The sequence below is a fragment of the Falsirhodobacter sp. 1013 genome, from assembly GCF_051195255.1.
Classification (GTDB): domain Bacteria; phylum Pseudomonadota; class Alphaproteobacteria; order Rhodobacterales; family Rhodobacteraceae; genus Falsirhodobacter.
Genome location: NZ_JBNJLK010000005.1, coordinates 24,256 through 42,583 on the forward strand (window position 1 = coordinate 24,256; position 18,328 = coordinate 42,583).

Annotated in this window: 14 protein-coding genes; 7 read left to right on the plus strand and 7 right to left on the minus strand. The window is 65.6% G+C overall.

What is annotated here, in order from left to right; all coding sequences use genetic code 11:
• The 4 genes from ACSHZY_RS09480 to ACSHZY_RS09495 form a co-directional block, all read right to left on the minus strand.
• Window positions 1–831 (minus strand): carbohydrate ABC transporter permease, encoded by an 831-nt coding sequence (locus ACSHZY_RS09480; protein ID WP_435168483.1) that lies wholly within the window; start codon window positions 829–831, stop codon window positions 1–3.
• 1 nt (window position 832) lies between these two features.
• Window positions 833–1,705, minus strand: a complete 873-nt coding sequence (locus ACSHZY_RS09485) for a carbohydrate ABC transporter permease (RefSeq protein ID WP_435168485.1) — start codon at window positions 1,703–1,705, stop codon at window positions 833–835.
• 75 nt (window positions 1,706–1,780) lie between these two features.
• The gene (locus tag ACSHZY_RS09490) at window positions 1,781–3,094 is read right to left on the minus strand and encodes an ABC transporter substrate-binding protein (protein ID WP_435168487.1); all 1,314 of its coding nucleotides are present in this window, start codon (window positions 3,092–3,094) and stop codon (window positions 1,781–1,783) included.
• A gap of 150 nt (window positions 3,095–3,244) precedes the next feature.
• The gene (locus tag ACSHZY_RS09495; RefSeq protein WP_435168489.1) at window positions 3,245–4,174 is read right to left on the minus strand and encodes a sugar-binding transcriptional regulator; all 930 of its coding nucleotides are present in this window, start codon (window positions 4,172–4,174) and stop codon (window positions 3,245–3,247) included.
• 167 nt (window positions 4,175–4,341) lie between these two features.
• On the opposite strand from ACSHZY_RS09495, the gene ACSHZY_RS09500 reads away from it, so the two are divergent.
• From ACSHZY_RS09500 to ACSHZY_RS09525, 6 genes are all read left to right on the plus strand, one after another.
• Window positions 4,342–5,391, plus strand: coding sequence for a dipeptidase (locus ACSHZY_RS09500; RefSeq protein ID WP_435168491.1), 1,050 nt, complete (start codon window positions 4,342–4,344; stop codon window positions 5,389–5,391).
• A gap of 69 nt (window positions 5,392–5,460) precedes the next feature.
• Complete coding sequence (locus tag ACSHZY_RS09505; protein ID WP_435168493.1) at window positions 5,461–7,836, plus strand: glycogen/starch/alpha-glucan phosphorylase; 2,376 nt, start codon at window positions 5,461–5,463, stop codon at window positions 7,834–7,836.
• 10 nt (window positions 7,837–7,846) lie between these two features.
• Window positions 7,847–10,003, plus strand: coding sequence for a 1,4-alpha-glucan branching protein GlgB (gene glgB, locus ACSHZY_RS09510; protein WP_435168496.1), 2,157 nt, complete (start codon window positions 7,847–7,849; stop codon window positions 10,001–10,003).
• 26 nt (window positions 10,004–10,029) lie between these two features.
• A complete protein-coding gene (gene glgA / locus ACSHZY_RS09515; RefSeq protein ID WP_435168498.1) occupies window positions 10,030–11,463 on the plus strand; it encodes a glycogen synthase GlgA in 1,434 nt (477 codons plus the stop codon).
• Window positions 11,460–13,340 carry a glycogen debranching protein GlgX gene (gene glgX, locus ACSHZY_RS09520; RefSeq protein ID WP_435168500.1) on the plus strand — a complete coding sequence of 627 codons (1,881 nt, stop codon included), beginning with the start codon at window positions 11,460–11,462 and terminating at the stop codon, window positions 13,338–13,340. Before glgA ends, glgX begins: the two co-directional genes overlap by 4 nt.
• A gap of 9 nt (window positions 13,341–13,349) precedes the next feature.
• Window positions 13,350–14,969 carry an alpha-D-glucose phosphate-specific phosphoglucomutase gene (locus ACSHZY_RS09525; protein ID WP_435168503.1) on the plus strand — a complete coding sequence of 540 codons (1,620 nt, stop codon included), beginning with the start codon at window positions 13,350–13,352 and terminating at the stop codon, window positions 14,967–14,969.
• On the opposite strand, the gene ACSHZY_RS09530 is transcribed toward ACSHZY_RS09525, so the two are convergent.
• The gene (locus ACSHZY_RS09530; RefSeq protein ID WP_435168505.1) at window positions 14,962–15,879 is read right to left on the minus strand and encodes a glucokinase; all 918 of its coding nucleotides are present in this window, start codon (window positions 15,877–15,879) and stop codon (window positions 14,962–14,964) included. The two genes, ACSHZY_RS09525 and ACSHZY_RS09530, sit on opposite strands and share 8 nt — an antisense overlap.
• Window positions 15,880–15,975: 96 nt before the next feature.
• Between ACSHZY_RS09530 and ACSHZY_RS09535 the strand changes: the two genes are divergently transcribed.
• Window positions 15,976–17,607, plus strand: a complete 1,632-nt coding sequence (locus ACSHZY_RS09535) for an alpha-amylase family glycosyl hydrolase (RefSeq protein WP_435168507.1) — start codon at window positions 15,976–15,978, stop codon at window positions 17,605–17,607.
• Here the strand turns inward: ACSHZY_RS09535 and ACSHZY_RS09540 are convergent.
• Entirely contained in the window at window positions 17,604–17,786 is a 183-nt protein-coding gene (locus ACSHZY_RS09540; RefSeq protein WP_435168509.1) for a hypothetical protein, read from the minus strand. The two genes, ACSHZY_RS09535 and ACSHZY_RS09540, sit on opposite strands and share 4 nt — an antisense overlap.
• Window positions 17,783–18,328 carry a hypoxanthine phosphoribosyltransferase gene (gene hpt, locus ACSHZY_RS09545; RefSeq protein ID WP_435168511.1) on the minus strand — a complete coding sequence of 182 codons (546 nt, stop codon included), beginning with the start codon at window positions 18,326–18,328 and terminating at the stop codon, window positions 17,783–17,785. Before hpt ends, ACSHZY_RS09540 begins: the two co-directional genes overlap by 4 nt.

An 18,328-nucleotide genomic window follows, 5' to 3' on the forward strand; every position in this document is an offset into this window, starting at 1 on the left:
TTATTTCACGGCGCCGAAGGTGAGACCGCGCACCAGCTGCTTCTGGCTGAACCAGCCAAGGATCAGGATCGGTGCGATGGCCATCGTGGATGCGGCAGAGAGTTTTGCGTAGAACAGCCCCTCGGGCGAGGAATAGCTGGCGATGAAGGTGGACAAGGGCGCCGCGTTCGACGTCGTCAGGTTCAGTGTCCAGAACGCCTCGTTCCACGCCAGGATGATGTTCAAGAGCAGGGTGGAGGCGATGCCCGGAACGGCCATCGGCGTCAGGACGTAGAGGATCTCTTTCCCGAGGGAGGCGCCGTCCATGCGGGCGGCTTCCAGGATCTCGCCCGGGATCTCCTTGAAGTAGGTGTACAGCATCCAGACCACGATCGGCAGGTTGATCAGCATCAGCACGATGATCAGGCCGGTGCGGCTGTCCAGAAGGCCCCAGTCGCGGAAGATCAGGTAGATCGGGATCAGCACGCCCACGGCCGGCATCATCTTGGTGGACAGCATCCACATCAGGATGTCCTTGGTGCGTTTGCCCGGCACGAAGGCCATGGACCACGCGGCCGGGATCGCCACGACCAGCGCCAGCAGGGTGGAGCCGAGCGAGATGACGACCGAGTTCATGAAGTGGTGGAAGTAGTCCGACCGTTCCTGGACCGTGATGTAGTTTTCCAGCGTCCAGGTGAAGTTCAGGAACTTCGGCGGAATCGCGATGGCGTCGCCCTCGGTCTTGAAGGAGGTCAGGATGGTCCACAGGATCGGGAAGAAGATCGCCAGTGCGATGATCCAGGCGATCACGGTCACGACGATCTTGCGTTGGGTGGTGGCGGCTCGGGACATCTTACGTCTCCAGGTTCTTGCCGATCATCCGCATCAGGAAGATCGCGACGATGTTGGCAAGGATGACGGCGACGATGCCGCCCGCGGAGCCGAGGCCCACGTCGTATTGCAGCAGCGACTGCGAATAGACGAGGTAGGTGAGGTTGGTCGAAGCGTTGCCCGGACCGCCGTTGGTGGTCACCAGGATCTCGGCGAAGACCGACAGCAGGAAGATGGTCTGGATCAGGATCACCACGGTGGCCGCGCGCGACAGGTGCGGCAGCATGATGTGGAAGAAGCGGCTGAAGGGGCCGGCGCCGTCCATTTCCGCGGCTTCCAGCTGTTCGCTGTCCAGCGATTGCAGGGCCGTCAGCAGGATCAGCGTCGCGAAGGGCAGCCATTGCCACGCCACGATCAGGATGATCGAGAACAGGGGCGCCTGCGACAGGAAATCATAGGGCGGCAGGCCGAAGACGCCCGCCAGCCAGCCGAAGATGCCGTTCACGGGATTCATGAACATGTTCTTCCAGACCAGCGCCGACACGGTAGGCATGACGAAGAACGGCGCGATGACCAGAACCCGCACGATGCCCTGGCCGAACATCGGCTGGTCCAGCAGCAGCGCCAGAAGGATGCCGCCGACCGTCGTGATCAGCAGGACGCCACCGACCAGCAGCAGCGTGTTGATCAGGGCGGGCCAGAAATTGGGATCGGTGAAGAAGAACTGGTAGTTTTCGAACCCTGCAAAGGCATGGTCACCGGGAATAAGCAGATTGTAGCGCAGGAACGAGAAATAGATCGTCATCCCGAGGGGCACGATCATCCAGAGGAAGAGGACGATCACGGCGGGAGAGATCATGAGACGTCCGGCGGCGCGAGAGGCTTGCGTGGCCATGCGGGCGGGTCCTTTTGTTACGAATGGGGTGCGGCGGAACCCGCCACACCCCGTGTCATGTGCCTGATGGCAGGCTTACTTCGGGTAGCCGGCGCGCTGCATCTCGCGCTGCGTCAGCGTCTGCGCCGCCGTCAGCGCCTGATCGGCCGAGGAGGTGCCGGCCAGCGCGGCCGAGAAGACCTGACCCACGGCCGTGCCGATCGCCTGGAACTCCGGGATGGAGATCCACTGACCGCCCGTGTAGGGGACCTCTTGCACCGAGGGGTTCTGGGTGTTGGCGTTCTCGATCGCGGTCAGCGTGGGCTGGGCGAAGGGCGTCTTCAGGTATTCCTCGTTTTCATAGAGCGAGGTGCGCGTGCCGGGAGGAGCATTGGCGATCCCGTCCTCGGCCGCGACAAGGTTCGTGTATTCCTTGGACGTGGCCCAGGCGACGAAGGCCTTGGACGCTTCCTGCTTGGTCGAGGAGGCCGGGATGGCGAGGTTCCAGGACCACAGCCAGTTGCCGTGGTTCTCCACGCCTTCCTTGTGCGGGAAGGGGGCGAAGGCCACCCTGTCGGCCACGGTGGATTCCTCGGGGTTCGCCACGAAGGAGGCGGCAACCGTCGCGTCCATCCACATGCCGCACTTGCCGGTCTGGAACAGCGCGAGGTTTTCGTTGAAGCCGTTCGACGACGCGCCGGGCGGGCCGAACTTCGTCATCAGGTTCAGGTAGGTGTCGAGCGTTTCTTTCCACTCGGGGCTGTCGAACTGGGGCTTCCACTCCATGTCGAACCAGCGCGCACCCATGGAGTGCGACATGGCCGTCAGGAAGGCCATGTTCTCACCCCAGCCGGCCTTGCCGCGCAGGCAGATGCCGTAGACGCCGGCATCCTTGTCGGTCATCTTCTCGGCCGCCTCGGTGATGAAGGCCCAGGTCGGGTTTTCGGGCATGGTCAGCCCGGCCTTTTCCAGAAGGTCCGAACGGTACATCAGCATGGCCGATTCCGCGTAGAAGGGCGCGGCGTACATCTTGTCGTCCACCGTCAGGGCCTGAACCACCGGCGGCAGGAAATCTTCGGGGGCGTAGTCGGCGCCCATGTCGTCCAGCGGCAGCAGCCAGCCCTGCTTGGCCCAGATCGGCACTTCGTAGTTGCCGATGGTCAGCACGTCGTACTGGCCGCCCTTGGTCGCGATGTCGGTCGTCACGCGCTGACGAAGGACGTTCTCCTCCAGCGTGACCCAGTTCACCTCGATGTCCGGATGCTTCTTGTTGAAGTCGGCCATTAGGCCCTGCATGCGGATCATGTCGCCGTTGTTCACGGTGGCGACGGTGATCGTTTCGGCCGCCAAGGGCGCGCCGAAAGCGGCAAGGCAGCAAGCGCCCATGAGCCCGCGAATGGTCGTGGTCATCGTAATCCTCCCCCTCATATGAGCATATGCCCATTGCAGCGCCAGATGTTCACGACGTGCGGGCATTGGTCAAGACCATAGTGACGCAGATACCGCTAACAGCCAACGTAGAAGTTTAAGCGAATATCCGCAAAGTGACCTTTATTTGATTTACCCGCCCAGCAGGGCAAGTGCCGTCGCCTCATCGGTGATGAGTCCGTTCATCAGCCGCCCCTTCAGGGCGCCTTCCAGCGCCGTGATCTTGGCCGGTCCCGCCGCCACCACGACGGTCAGGCCGGGCGCCGCAGGCTCGATCCGGAGGGAGGTGAGGCGGTCGTTCAGCGGCGTGTCGATGTAATGGCCCTCGCGGTCGAAGGCGTGACCGGTCAGTTCCCCCACGGCCCCCCGCTGTTCCAGTTCCGCCAGATCGGCCGACGTCACGAAGCCTTCGGTCAGAAGCGGCGCCTTCGGCCCCATCTGTCCGAGTCCAACGACGCGAAGGTCGGCCCGCTGCCCCAGATCCCGCACGGCGCGCACCGCCTGGAGTTTCCACAAGGCGGCCCGTTCCTGCGCGGAGCCGACGAAAACCGGGGCCGGCATCGGATAATGCGGCGCCCCGATGCGGGCGGCCAGCGTCATGATCACGGCGAACTGGCTGGCGGAGCCGTCATCGGCGATGTTCCCGATCAGCGACACGAGGCGCTGGTCCGGCCGGGCCACGATCTCCACCTCGGAGGCCATGGCGGTCAGGGTGCGCCCGATGCCCAGTGCGACGACCGCGATTTCGGGCCGCGCCAGAAGCGTGTCGAACAGCGCGGCGCCGATGGGGGCCAGCGCACGGACCACGTTGTCGCCAAGGGAAGGGGCCACCCGTGCCTCGGCCAGGTCGAAGCGGTCGCGCAGACGCGCTTCCAGATCCAGGCAGGCGGCCAGCGGATGTTCCAGCCGCACGCGGACAAGGCCTTCCTGCATCGCGCGGCTCACCAGCCGTTGCGCGCGCTGGCGCGAAATGCCCATGCGCTGCGCGATCTGGTCCTGCGTCAGGCCACCGGAATAATACAGCCAGCCCGCGCGGGCGGCCGCGTCCAGTGGGTCGGTCACGCCCATCGCGCAGGCCTGTCATGTGTCATCATCATCTCCTTCTCCGGCCCCGGGTTATGGCCGATGCGGGAAGGCGGGAAAAGCGGTTTCGGCGATATGGCCATTCCCGGCGGATCGTGGCAGCTTTCCCGAAACCGCAAAGGATGCAATCGATGTCAGCCCCCCGAATGCCCGTGTTTGATGGCCACAACGACTTTCTTCTGCGGTTGCAGCGTGCGCCCCACCGGCGCGAGGAGATCTGGCTGGAAGGCGAGGGTGCGGGCCATCTGGACCTTCCGCGGATGAAGCGGGGCGGTTTCGCGGGGGGCATGTTCGCGATCTACGTCCCGTCGCCGCAGCAGGACATGCCGGTGGACCACGCGATGGACACCCCGCCCTATGACGTGCCGCTGCCGGCGATGCTGGACCCGACGGCGGCGCTGGCCTACGCCACCTCCATGGCCGGTCACCTGATGTGGATGGAGCGGTCTTCGGCCGGGGCGCTGCGGATCGTGCGCGACGCGGCGGGGATCGAAGGAGCCATGCGCGACGGGGTGATCGCCGCCGTGATGCACATGGAGGGGGCGGAGGCGATCGACACGGACCTGGACGCGCTGCACGCGTTCCACGCGATGGGCCTGCGATCCCTTGGCCCGGTGTGGAGCCGGCCGACCGTCTTTGGCCACGGCGTGCCGTTCCGCTTCCCTTCGGACCCCGACACGGGCGAGGGGCTGACCGAGGCTGGCAAGCGGCTGGTACGCGAATGCAACGCGCTGAAGATCATGGTGGACCTGTCGCACCTGAACGAAAAGGGGTTCGACGACGTGGCCGCGATCACCGACGCGCCGCTGGTCGCCACCCATTCCAACACCCACGCCGTCACGGCGTCCGCCCGCAACCTGACGGACCGGCAGCTGGCCGTGATCCGCGACACGAAGGGCATGGTCGGCTTGAACTTCGCCACCTGCTTCCTGCGCAGCGACGGACGCCGCGCCCCCGAAATCGGGTGGGAGCCGGTCCTGCGCCACATGGACCACCTGATCGATCGCCTGGGCGAGGATCACGTGGGCTTCGGATCCGATTTCGACGGAGCGACGGTGCCCGAAGGCATCGGCGACGTCACGGGACTGCCAGCTTTGCTGGGCGCGCTGCGGGCGCACGGCTATGACGACACGTTGCTGGAAAAACTGGCATGGCGGAACTGGATCGCGGTGTTGCGTCGCACCTGGGGACAATGATCGCCCCCAACGCTTGACCGGGGGACATTGCCGGTCACATCGTCGGTGGCAACGATCACGAGAGTCACCGTGTCCGAATCCCTCAAGACCGACATTCTCCGCCATCTGACGTTCACCATCGGCAAGGACGCCGCGAACGCCACGATCTATGACTGGCGCATGGCGCTGTCGCACGCCATGCGCGACCGCATCATGGAGCCGTGGTTCGCGGCCACCCGCCGCACCTGGGCCGAGGATCGAAAGCGCGTCTACTACCTGTCCATGGAGTTCCTGATCGGGCGCCTGCTGGAAGACGCCACGATCAACCTCGGCCTGCACGAGGAGGCGGTGGCGGCCATGGCCGCGCTGGGACAGGATTTCCACGCCGTGGTGGAGGACGAGCCCGACGCCGCGCTGGGCAACGGGGGCTTGGGCCGTCTGGCCGCGTGCTTCATGGAATCCATGGCGACGCTGGGCTGCCCCGCCTACGGTTACGGCATCCGCTATGAACACGGGCTGTTCCGTCAAAGCTTCCGCAACGGCGAGCAGATGGAAACCGCGGAAAACTGGCTGGACCACCCCCACCCGTGGGAATTCCCCCGCCCCGAGGCCCGCTATGTCATCCCCTTCAAGGGGCAGGTGGAGGTCCGGAACGGCCGCTCCGTCTGGACCCCGGCCGAGACGGTCCTGGCCGAGGCGCATGACACGCCGGTGATCGGCTGGCAGGGCAAGTGGGCCAACACGCTGCGCCTGTGGTCGGCGCGGCCGACGGGGGACTTCAACCTCGAACGTTTCAATAAGGGGGACTATGCGGCGGCGGCGGAGCCGGAAGCGTTGGCCCGCACCCTATCGCGCGTGCTTTATCCCGACGACACCACCTATCAGGGCAAGGAGCTGCGCCTGAAGCAGGAGTTCTTCCTGACCTCGGCCGCGCTGCAGGACATCCTGCGCCGCTTCCTGCAAAGCCATTCGGACCTGCGCCTGCTGTCGCGGCACGTGGCGATCCAGATGAACGACACGCACCCGGCCATCGCAGGCCCCGAACTGATCCGCCTTCTTGTCGACGATCATGGGATGGAGTTCCGGGAAGCGATGCAGGTCGCGCAGCAGGTGCTTGGCTACACCAACCATACCCTGCTGCCCGAGGCGCTGGAGCGCTGGGCCACCTATACTTTCGGCAACGTGCTGCCGCGCCACATGCAGATCGTGGAACAGATCGACGGCTGGCACCTGGAGGAGAACCGCAGGCGTCCGCATTATGTCGGCATCGTCAAGCACGCCGAGGTGCGGATGGGCGAGCTGGCCTTCATCACCGCGCACAAGGTGAACGGCGTGTCGGCGCTCCACACGGAACTGATCAAGACGAACCTGTTCCCGGAACTGAACGACCTGCACCCCAACCGCATCGTGAACCAGACAAACGGCGTCACGCCGCGCCGCTGGCTGAAGATGTGCAACCCCGCCCTGTCGGGGCTGATCACCGACACGATCGGATCGGGCTGGGAAGCCGACCTTGACCGGCTGCGGGATCTGGAGCCGCATGTGGAGGATCCGGCCTTCCGGCAGGCCTTCGGCACGGCCAAGCGCGACAACAAGGTGAAGCTGGCCGCGTGGCTGGAACGGACCTGCGGCGTGGATGTCGATCCCGACGCCCTGTTCGACGTGCAGGTGAAGCGCCTGCACGAATACAAGCGCCAGCTTCTGAACATCCTGGAAACCGTCGCCCGCTGGAAGGCGATCCACGACAACCCCAACGCGGGGTGGGTGCCACGGGTGAAGATCTTCGGCGGCAAGTCGGCCCCCGGCTATGCCGTCGCGAAGGAGATCATCCACCTGATCAACGACGTGGCCACTGTCCTGAACAACGACCCCGTCACCAGCGACCTGCTGAAGGTGGCCTATCCGCCGAACTACAACGTTTCCATGGCCGAACGGCTGGTGCCGGCGGCGGACCTGTCCGAACAGATATCCACCGCCGGGAAAGAGGCGTCCGGCACCGGCAACATGAAGTTCATGATCAATGGCGCGCCGACCATCGGCACGCTGGACGGGGCAAATGTTGAAATTCTTAAGGAAGTAAGCGGGGAGAACTTCTTCCTGTTCGGCCTGACCGCCGAAGAGGTGGTGAAGCGGCGCGAAGACCCCGAACATGCCCGCCACGCCATCGAATCCAGCCAAGCCCTTAAGGATGTTCTGCAAATGATTGCGGAAGGGCGCTTCTCTCCGGATCAGCCAGACCGCTACCACGCGCTGGTGCACCGCGTCTGGCACCATGATTATTTTCTGGTCGCATCGGATTTCGACTCCTACATTGAAACGCAGGGGAAGGTCGATGCGGCCTTCACCGACCGCGACCGCTGGCTCAGGATGGCCGCGCTGAACACCGCCCGCTCGGGCTTCTTCAGTTCGGACCGGACGATCCGGGGGTACATGACCGACATCTGGGACATCGGTCCCGCGATCTGAAGGACGGGCTTTGAGCAACGAGATCCCGGTCATCGACGTGAACGACGCCTTTGCCATCTGCGAAGGCCGTCATGGCAATCCCTTCGCCGTGCTTGGACCCCATTCGGGCCGGGTGACGGTGTGGCTTCCGGGGGCGGAGCGCGTCTGGCTGGAGCCGGGGACGGAGGCCCACCCGGTGGAAGGCTTCGCCGGCCTGTTCGTGGGGGAAAGCCCCGTGCGCGAGTATCGCATCCGCGCGCAGGGCCACGGGGCGGAGTGGGTCCAGGACGACCCCTACCGCTTCGGCCCCGTGATGGGCGAGATTGACGAATACCTTCTGGGGGAAGGCACGCACCGCCAGCTGTGGAAGACCCTTGGCGCGCATGTCATGGAACATGGCGGCGTGGCCGGCACCCATTTCGCCGTCTGGGCCCCGAACGCGCAGCGCGTGTCGGTCGTGGGGGACTTCAACCACTGGGATGGGCGGCGCAATCCCATGCGCGCACGTGGCGCCACCGGCGTGTGGGAGATCTTCCTGCCGGGCGTGACCGAGGGCACGTCCTACAAATACGAGATCCGCACCCCTTGGGGTGAGATCCTGACCCAGAAGGCCGACCCCGTCGGTTTCGGCGCCGAACATCCGCCGCGCACGGCCTCGGTCGTGCGGGACCTGTCGCGGGCCAACTGGTCTGACGACACCTGGATGACGACACGCGCCAAGGTGCAGAACGTCGACGCCCCCATTTCAGTCTACGAGGTGCATCTGGGAAGCTGGCGCCGCGCGCCCGGCAACCGGATGCTGTCCTACACGGAACTGGCCGAACAGCTGATCGACTATGTCGAATGGATGGGCTTCACGCATATCGAGCTGATGCCCGTGTCGGAATTTCCCTTCGACGGAAGCTGGGGCTACCAGCCGGTCGGCCTGTTCGCGCCCACGATCCGCCACGGCACGCCGGACGAATTCCGCGCGCTGATCGACGCGGCGCATGGGCGCGGCATCGGCGTCCTGCTGGACTGGGTGCCGGGGCACTTCCCGTCGGACCCGCATGGCTTGGGGCAGTTCGACGGCACGCCGCTTTATGAGCATGGAGATCCGCGCGAAGGGTTCCACCACGACTGGAACACGCTGATCTACAATTACGGCCGGCGCGAGGTGATGAACTACCTCACCTCCAATGCCCTGTACTGGCTGGAGGAGTACCATCTGGACGGTCTGCGGGTCGATGCCGTGGCGTCCATGCTGTATCGCGACTATTCGCGCCCCGAAGGACAGTGGGTCCCGAACCACCTTGGCGGGCGCGAGAATTTCGAGGCCATCGCCATGCTGCGCGACATGAACAGCGCGGCCTATGGCACCCATCCCGGCATCATGACGGTGGCAGAGGAGTCGACCTCCTATCCCGGCGTGTCGCGGCCGGTGGATCATGGCGGCCTCGGCTTCGGGTTCAAGTGGAACATGGGCTGGATGAACGATACCCTGTCCTACATCCAGAAGGACCCGATCTTCCGCAAGTATGAACACCACAAGATGACCTTCGGCCTGCATTACGCGTGGTCCGAAAACTTCATCCTGCCGATCAGCCATGACGAGGTGGTGCACGGCAAGGGCAGCATGATCGCCAAGATGCCGGGGGAGGGCGACCAGAAGTTCGCCAACCTGCGCGCCTATTACGCCTTCATGTGGGCGCATCCGGGCAAGAAGCTTCTGTTCATGGGATGCGAGTTCGCGCAGGGGCGCGAATGGACGCATGAACAAAGCCTCGACTGGCATCAGGCCGACCTGCCGCCGCATCGCGGTGTCCAGCTTCTGGTGCGGGACCTGAACACGCTGTACCGCGACACGCCGGCGCTGCACCGCCATGACACGCGGCCGGACGGCTTCCGCTGGCTGGAAGCGAACGACCCCAACGCCTCGGTCCTCGCCTGGGTGCGCCTTGGCGCTCCGGGGGAGCCGATGGTGGTCTTCGTCGTCAACTTCACCCCTGTGGATCGGGATTACCGTGTCGGTTTCCCGGCCGCGGGCCGATGGGAGGAAGTGCTGAACACCGATTCCGCGATCTATGGGGGGCAGGATCGCGGAAACTTCGGCGGGATCGAGACCGAGGCTGAACCCTGGCACGGGCAGGGGCAGTCGGCCCGGATCCGGCTGGCGCCGCTGTCGGCGGTCATGTTCCGACAGTCATAAGAATAAAAGAGGGAGGGGTGAGCCGGATGGCGAAGGCGATACGGGTTCTTTCGGTGGTGTCGGAATGCGTACCGCTTCTGAAAACGGGCGGATTGGCGGATGTGGCGGGGGCCTTGCCCCGCGCGCTGGCCGTGAAGGGCGTGGCGATGCGGGTGCTGATGCCCGCCTATGCCAAGCAGCGCTGGCGGCTGGACGGCATGGACGTCCTGCTGCGCGAAGAGGACCTTTTCGGCGGTCCCGGCACCGTCTATGGCGGCGTGATCGGCGGGATCGACTTCCTGCTTCTGGACGCGCCCCATCTGTATGACCGCGAGGGCGGCCCCTATTCCGGTCCCGCCGGCGACTGGGAGGATAACCCCCAACGGTTCGCGGCCCTGTCCTGGGTGGCTGCCCAGATCGCCCGCCGTGGCCTGTCGGACGGCTGGCGCCCGCAGATCCTGCATTGCCACGACTGGCAGGCGGGCTTTGCGCCGGCCTATCTGGAATGGGGCGGGCCGCGGGACGTCAAAAGCATCATCACCATCCACAACATCGCCTTCCAGGGCTGGGCCCCGGCGCAGCTTCTGAACGAACTGCGCTTGCCCGCGCAGGAATTCCACGTCCACTCGCTGGAATACTACGGCGGCCTGTCCAGCCTGAAGGCCGGGCTGGTGACGGCCGACCGCATCACCACCGTGTCGCCCAACTACGCGATCGAACTGATGCGGCCGGAATTCGGCATGGGCCTGCAGGGCGTGCTGGCCGAACGGGCGGACATCGTCAGCGGCATCCTCAACGGGGTGGACACCACCGTCTGGTCGCCCGAGGCGGAGGAGCGTCCCTACAGCTTCGACAACCTGCGCGGCAAGATCGAGAACCGCGAAACCCTGTGCGCCGCCTTCGACCTGGAGGTTCCGGGCCCGCTGGCCATCGTGGTCAGCCGCATGACGGACCAGAAAGGCATCGACCTTCTGCCCGAGGTGCTGCCCGAATTCATCGAAGCCGGGGGCGGGGTCGCCATCCTCGGTTCCGGCGATCCAGAACTGGAAAGCGCGATGCGCGCGCTGGAGGTCCGCTATCCCGATCGCGTCGGCGTGCGCGTCGGCTATGACGAGGGGTTGAGCCACCTGATGTTCTCGGGCGGGGATGCGGTGCTGGTGCCGTCGCGGTTCGAACCCTGCGGCCTGACGCAGATGTACGGGTTGCGCTATGGCACGCTGCCGGTGGTGGCGCATGTGGGCGGTCTGGCCGACAGCGTCATCAACGTGAATCCGGCCTCGATGATCGCGGGGGCGGCGACAGGGTTCACCTTCTCCCCCACCACCGCGGACGCCTTGGCGGGGGCGTTGCGGCGTCTGGTGCGGTTGTGGCACGAACCCGACCACTGGGCGCAGGTGCAGCGCAACGCGATGCGCCACCCGGTGGGCTGGGAAGCCTCGGCCGAGGAATATGTGGAACTCTACGCGGATCTGGTCCGGTGACTCTGGGCGCGATCCCGACCGCCCATGGCGTGCGTTTCGCCGTCCACTCCGTTCACGCCACCGCCATGGACCTGTGCCTCTTCGATCCGGAGGTCTTCGTGCCGATGGAACGGCAGGGCGACGTCTGGGTGGTGGAGGTGGCGGGCCTTGGCACGGGCACCGAATACCTGTTCCGCGCGCACGGCCCCTGGCAGCCGGATCAGGGCCACTGGTTCAACCCCGACCGCCTGTTGCTGGACCCCTATGCCCAGGAATGGACCGAGCCTCTGCGCTGGAACGCGAGCCTGCAACCTGACGCCCCTGCGGGTGCCGCCGAGATGCCGCGCTGCGTCGTGGCCGCCGCCCGTCCGCCCCTGTCGCGCGGGCCGCAGACCCCATGGGACCGCACCGTCCTCTACGAGGCGCATGTCCGTGGCCTGTCCATGCAGCACGGCAAGATCCCCGAAGCGTTTCGTGGCACCTTCCTCGGCATCGCCTCCAAACCCGTGATCAAGCACCTGTGCCGTCTGGGCGTCACGGCGATCGAGCTGTTGCCCATCCAGGCCTTCATCGACGACCGCTTCACGGTGGAACGGGGGCTGACGAACTATTGGGGGTATCAGCCCATCGGGTATTTCCTGCCCGATCCGCGCTATGGCACGCTGGCCGAATTCCGGCACATGGTGCGCAGCCTGCACAAGGCGGGGATCGAGGTGATCCTCGACATCGTGTTCAACCATACCGGGGAAGCGGACGAAACGGGCCCTTCCGTCATGTATCGCGGGCTGGACAATGCCAGCTACTACCGGATGAACAACGGCGCCTACCGGAACGAAGCGGGGACCGGCAACACGCTGGACCTGACGCAGCCCGTTGTGCAGCGGCTGGTCATGGACGCCCTGCGCTTCTGGGCCGATCAGGGCGTGGACGGCTTCCGCTTCGACCTCATGGCGACGCTGGGGCGGGATCCGGACGGCTTCAACCCGCGGGCGGCCATCTTCGACATGATCCGGCAGGACCCGGTCCTGCGCGACCTGAAGCTGATCGCGGAACCCTGGGACATCGCCGACTATCACCTGGGCCAGTTTCCGCCGCCCTTTGCCGAATGGAATGACCGTTTCCGCGACGACGTTCGCCGCTTCTGGCGCGGGGACCCGGTGGCAGGGGCCGTCGCCTCGCGCCTGACGGGATCGGCGGAGCTGTTCGACCATGACCGCCGGCCGTCCTGGTCCTCGGTCAACTATGTCACGGCCCATGACGGGTTCACGCTGACGGACGTCGTCACCTATGCCGAACGCCACAACGACGCGAATGGCGAAGGCGGGCTGGACGGGCAGGCGGACAATCTTTCGGACAACATGGGCACCGAAGGCCCCGATCCCGCGCTGGACGGCGCGCGCGCCCTGCGCCGCCGCAACCTTCTTGCCACGCTGCTGTTGGCCCAAGGCACCCCGATGCTGCTGGCGGGGGATGAACTGGGCAACACCCAGAACGGCAACAACAACACCTACGCGCAGGACAATCCGACGGGCTGGGTCCACTGGAACCGCGATCCCATGGTGGAATTCCTGTGCCGCCTTCTGGCCCTGCGCCGCGAGGTGGAGCTGCTGCGCCAGCCCCGCTTCCTGCACGGCGACGTCGTGGCCTGGTACCTGCCCGACGGGCGGGAAGCCGGCCCGCAGGACTGGGACGGCATGACCACCCTGTGCATGGAGTTGCAGGGCGAGGACGAGGCCGTCTTCGTCGTGCTGAACCCCGGTCCGGCCGTGGCCGTGACGCTGCCTTCGGGCTGCGACTGGCAACTGGTGCTGGACACGACGCAACCTGCTTCCGATCCGCCGGAATGGGGGGTTGAAGCCCCGGCCCATTCCGTGCTGGTCTTCCGCCACATCGACTAGGGACCAAGCATGACGACCATTCAGACAGTTGCCTTCGACGATCAGAAGCCGGGCACTTCGGGCCTGCGCAAGAAGACCCGCGTCTTCATGCAGCCGCATTACCTGGAAAACTTCGTCCAGGCGATCTTCAGCGCCATCGGCGGCGCGAAGGGCAAGACCTTCGTCGTGGGCGGCGACGGCCGCTATTTCAACGACCGGGCGGTGCAGGTGATCCTGCGCATGGCGGCGGCCAACGGCGCCGCGAAGGTGATCGTCGGGCAGGGCGGCGTTCTCTCTACGCCCGCCGCGTCGAACCTGATCCGCCAGCGCAAGACCGATGGCGGCATCATCCTGTCGGCCAGCCACAACCCCGGCGGCGAGGATGAGGATTTCGGCATCAAGTTCAACATGGCCAACGGGGGCCCCGCGCCCGAGAACATCACCGACGCGATGTTCCGCGAAGCGTCGGTCATCGTCAGCTACAACATCCTCGAAGCGCAGGACGTGGACCTGAACGCGGTGGGTGAAACCACCATGGGCGGCATGGCGGTGGAGATCGTCGATTGCGTCGCCGACTATGCCGCGCTGATGGAGCAGCTGTTCGACTTCGATGCGATCCGCGCGATGTTCACGGCGGGCTTCACCATGCGCTTCGACGCGATGTGCGCCGTCACCGGCCCCTACGCGACCGAGATTCTGGAAAACCGGCTGGGCGCCGCCTCCGGCACCGTGACCCATGGCACGCCCTTGCCCGATTTCGGCGGAATGCATCCCGATCCGAATCCGACCTGGGCGCATGAGTTGATGGCCGAGATGATGGGCCCCGACGCGCCCGATTTCGGCGCGGCCTCGGACGGGGACGGCGACCGGAACATGGTCGTCGGGCGCGGCATCTACGTCTCGCCGTCCGACAGCCTTGCGGTGCTGGCGGCCAACGCGCATCTGGCCAAGGGCTACGCCAAGGGGATCGCGGGTGTGGCCCGGTCGATGCCCACCTCGGCCGCCGTGGACCGCGTGGCCAAGGATCTGGGGATCGAGGCGTTCGAGACGCCGACCGGCTGGAAGTTCTTCGGCAACCTGCTGGACGCGGGCCGCGTGACCCTGTGCGGCGAGGAAAGCTTCGGCACGGGGTCCGACCACGTGCGCGAAAAGGACGGTCTCTGGGCCGTGCTGCTGTGGCTGAACATCCTGGCCAAGCGCAAGCAGTCCGTGGCGGAAATCCTGAACGCCCATTGGCAGAAATACGGCCGCAACTACTATTCCCGCCACGACTTCGAGGCGATCGAGACGGAGAAGGCCAATGCCATGGTGTCGGCCCTGCGCAAGTCGCTGGCGGACCTGCCGGGCCGTTCGGTGCAGGGGATGACCATCTCGGCCGCGGACGATTTTGCCTATACCGATCCGGTGGATCAGTCGACCTCGGCCAAGCAAGGCGTGCGCATCCTGTTCGAGGATGGAAGCCGCATCGTGATGCGCCTGTCGGGCACCGGCACGCAGGGTGCGACCCTGCGCCTGTATCTGGAAAAGTATGCCGAAAGCGGTTTCGATCAGGACCCGCAGGAGGCGCTGGCCCCGATCATCCGCGCCGCCCATGAACTGGCGGACATCACCGGCTATACCGGCCGCACGGAACCCGACGTCATCACATGATGGACGCGGCGCAGCCCGTCAGGGCTGCGTAATCATCCTCGATCACGCTGACGGGGAAGGCGCTCACGAAGTCCGAGAACCTTCCCTTGTCATGCATCGCCTCGGCAAAGCCCAACGCCTCCAGATGCGGGGCCATGGCGCGGGCCATGCCGCCGCACAGCGCGATCCCGCCAAAGGGCAGGTGGGTCAGACCAAGATTCCCCACCACCGATCCCAGCAGGCGCACGAAGATCCGCGCCGATTCGGTGGCCTCCGCATCCGTGCCGATCAACGGGATGAGGTCCCCAGACAGCCGTTCCGTGCCCGTCAGGCAGCTGTGGATGGCGGTCAGACCGCGGCCCGACAGTGCTTCCTCGACCGTGGCAATGCCGTAGATGTTTTCCAGATAGCGGCCCAGCCGCACCTCCTCGGCCGTGCGGACGGGCAGGTTGATGTGGCCGCTTTCCGATGGGGGCACCAGACGGCCGCCGGGGATCATGTGCACGGGGGCCGCGTTGAACCCCGTGCCCACGCCGACCACCAGCCGCGCGGCCGCCGGGTCCGCCGGCCCGTGGCCCGGCAGGATCGCCCGCAGTGGCACATGGCCCAGCGCGTGGCCCTGCGCCTGAAGATCGTTCAACACCGACACCGCCGTGGCGCCCGTGACGGCGCGCAGCATCGTGCCGTCCACCGTCCAGTCAAGGTTGGTCAGGGTGCCGACACCGTTCGCCACCGGGCCTGCGATCGCCGCGCAGGCCGCGCCCACGGTTTCCTGCAGGTCGCCCAGATAGCGGACGATCACGGCATCGAGGCCCGTAAAATCGGCATTCGTGAAGCGCCGCACGCTGTCGTGACGCACCTGGAATCCCTCGGCCAGGGCAAGGCGTGTGTTGGTGCCACCCACATCGGCGACAAGGCTGAGACTGGACATAGGATTCTCCCTTTCGTGTTGTTCTAGGCGATCTGTCCGCACTCGCAACTTCCCAATCCCGTCTTATGTCAGGAAAAGGCAAATCGAGGAGGCCGTATGAACGTGAGCGCGAAGCCGGTGGACTGGGCCGACCGGAACTGGTGGCGTGGAGCGACGATCTATCAGATCTATCCGCGCAGTTTTCAGGATACGGACGGCGATGGCATCGGCGACCTGCGGGGCATCGAAAAGCGGCTGGAACACATCGCGTCCCTTGGGGCTGATGCGGTCTGGATCAGTCCTTTCTTCAAGTCGCCCATGAAGGATTTCGGCTACGACGTGCAGGATTACACTTGCGTCGACCCCATGTTTGGCACGAACGAGGATTTCGCCGCCGTCATCGCCAAGGCGCGCGAGCTGGGGCTTCGGGTGATGGTGGACCTCGTCTTCTCCCACACCTCCGACAAGCATGCGTGGTTTCAGGAAAGCCGCCTCAGCCGCGACAACCCGAAATCCAACTGGTATGTCTGGGCGGACCCGCGGCCGGACGGCACGGTGCCGAACAACTGGATGTCGATGTTCGGCGGCACGGCCTGGCGCTGGGACCCGCGGCGCGAACAGTATTACCTTCACAACTTCCTCAGCTCCCAGCCCGACCTGAACCTGCACAATCCCGAAGTGCAGGACGCGCTGCTGGACGTGCTGCGCTTCTGGCTGGAGCGGGGGGTGAGCGGGTTCCGCTTCGACGTCATCAACTTCTACTTCTGCGACCGCTACCTGCGCGACAACCCCCCGCTGCCGCGCGAGTTGCGCAATGACAGCATCGCGCCCTCGGTGAACCCTTACAACCACCAGCTGCACCTGTTCGACAAGAACCAGCCGGAAAACGTGGACTTCCTGCGCAAGCTGCGCGCCGTGATGGAGCCCTACGCCGCCGCGGCGGTGGGCGAGGTCGGCGATGCCCAGCGCGGGCTGGAGATCATGGCCGAATACACCTCGGGCAATGACAAGGTGCACATGTGCTATCCGTTCGAGCTGTTGCAGCCGACGAAGCTGACCGCTCGCATTCTGGAGGAGACCTTCCAGCGGATGAATCGCGCCGCGCCCGACGCGTGGCCCTGCTGGGCCTACAGCAACCATGATACGGTGCGGCTGCCCACCCGCTGGCACGCGTCGGAAGCCGCGCTGAAGAACTATGCCGTGCTGCTGATGTGCCTGCGCGGGTCCGCCTGCATCTATCAGGGCGAGGAGTTGGGCCTGCCCGAGGCGGTCCTGACCTTCGAGGATCTTCAGGACCCCTATGGCAAGGAGTTCTGGCCCGAGTTCAAGGGCCGCGACGGCGCCCGCACGCCGATGGCCTGGGACGAGACCGCCAATGGCGGCTTTTCGGCCAATGCCAAGCCGTGGCTGCCGGTGCCGCTGGATCACGTGGCCCGCTCCGTCGCGGGGCAGCAGGGCGTCCCCGGATCGATGCTGGAACATTACCGCGCGGCGCTGCGCCTGCGTCGGGACCATCCGACGCTGAAGCATGGTGCGATGGACGCGATGTGGACGGCGGGCGATCTGGTACAGTTCCTGCGTCTGGGCGTGCAGACGCTGTTCTGCGCGTTCAACCTGGGCGACGGCACGGTGGAGGCGCGCTTGCCCGAGGGGCACTGGCACCCCGTCGGCGCGGACACGGGCGCGAAACCGCCCGCGCCCACCGTGACCCTTGGCCCGTGGGAGTTCTGCCTTGCCGGCCGCGACTAGGGCTTGATCTTCATCGACCCGCCGCCCTGCGTCGTCAGCCAGTCGGGCCAGCCGACATAGCGTTCCACCAGGAACAGGGCGGCGCAGGCGGCGATCACGCACAGCGCAAGGATCACCTTCCACACGGGTGGGGGGTGACGCACCCATTGCATCATGCGGATGAACCAGATGGGATTCATGTCTCCTCCGTGAAGCGCACCTTGCCGATATAGGGCAGGTTGCGGTTCGATTGGGCATAGTCGATGCCGTAGCCCACCACGAATTCATCGGGAATGGTGAAGCCGGTCCACGTTGCCTGCACCTCCACCTCCCGGCGGGAGGGTTTGTCGAGAAGGGCGCACACTTCCAGCCGTTTCGGTTCGCGCGATTTCAGCAGGCGGGTCACGTGGGACAGGGTGAAGCCCGTGTCCACGATGTCCTCCACCACCAGCACGTCGCGGCCGGCGATCTCTCCGCGCAGATCCTTCAGGATGCGCACTTCGCGGCTGGACCGCATGGCGTTTCCGTAGGAGGAGGCTTCGAGGAAATCCACCTCCACCGGCAGGCCAATCTCGCGCACGAGGTCGGCGATGAAGATGAAGCTGCCGCGCAGCAGGCCCACGACGACCAGCTTCTCGGTGCCCGCGTAATGGGTGGTGATCTCGCGCGCCAGGTCTTCCACCCGGGCCGCGATGGCCTTGGCCGAGATCATCTGGTCGATGACATATGGTTGTTTGGTCAT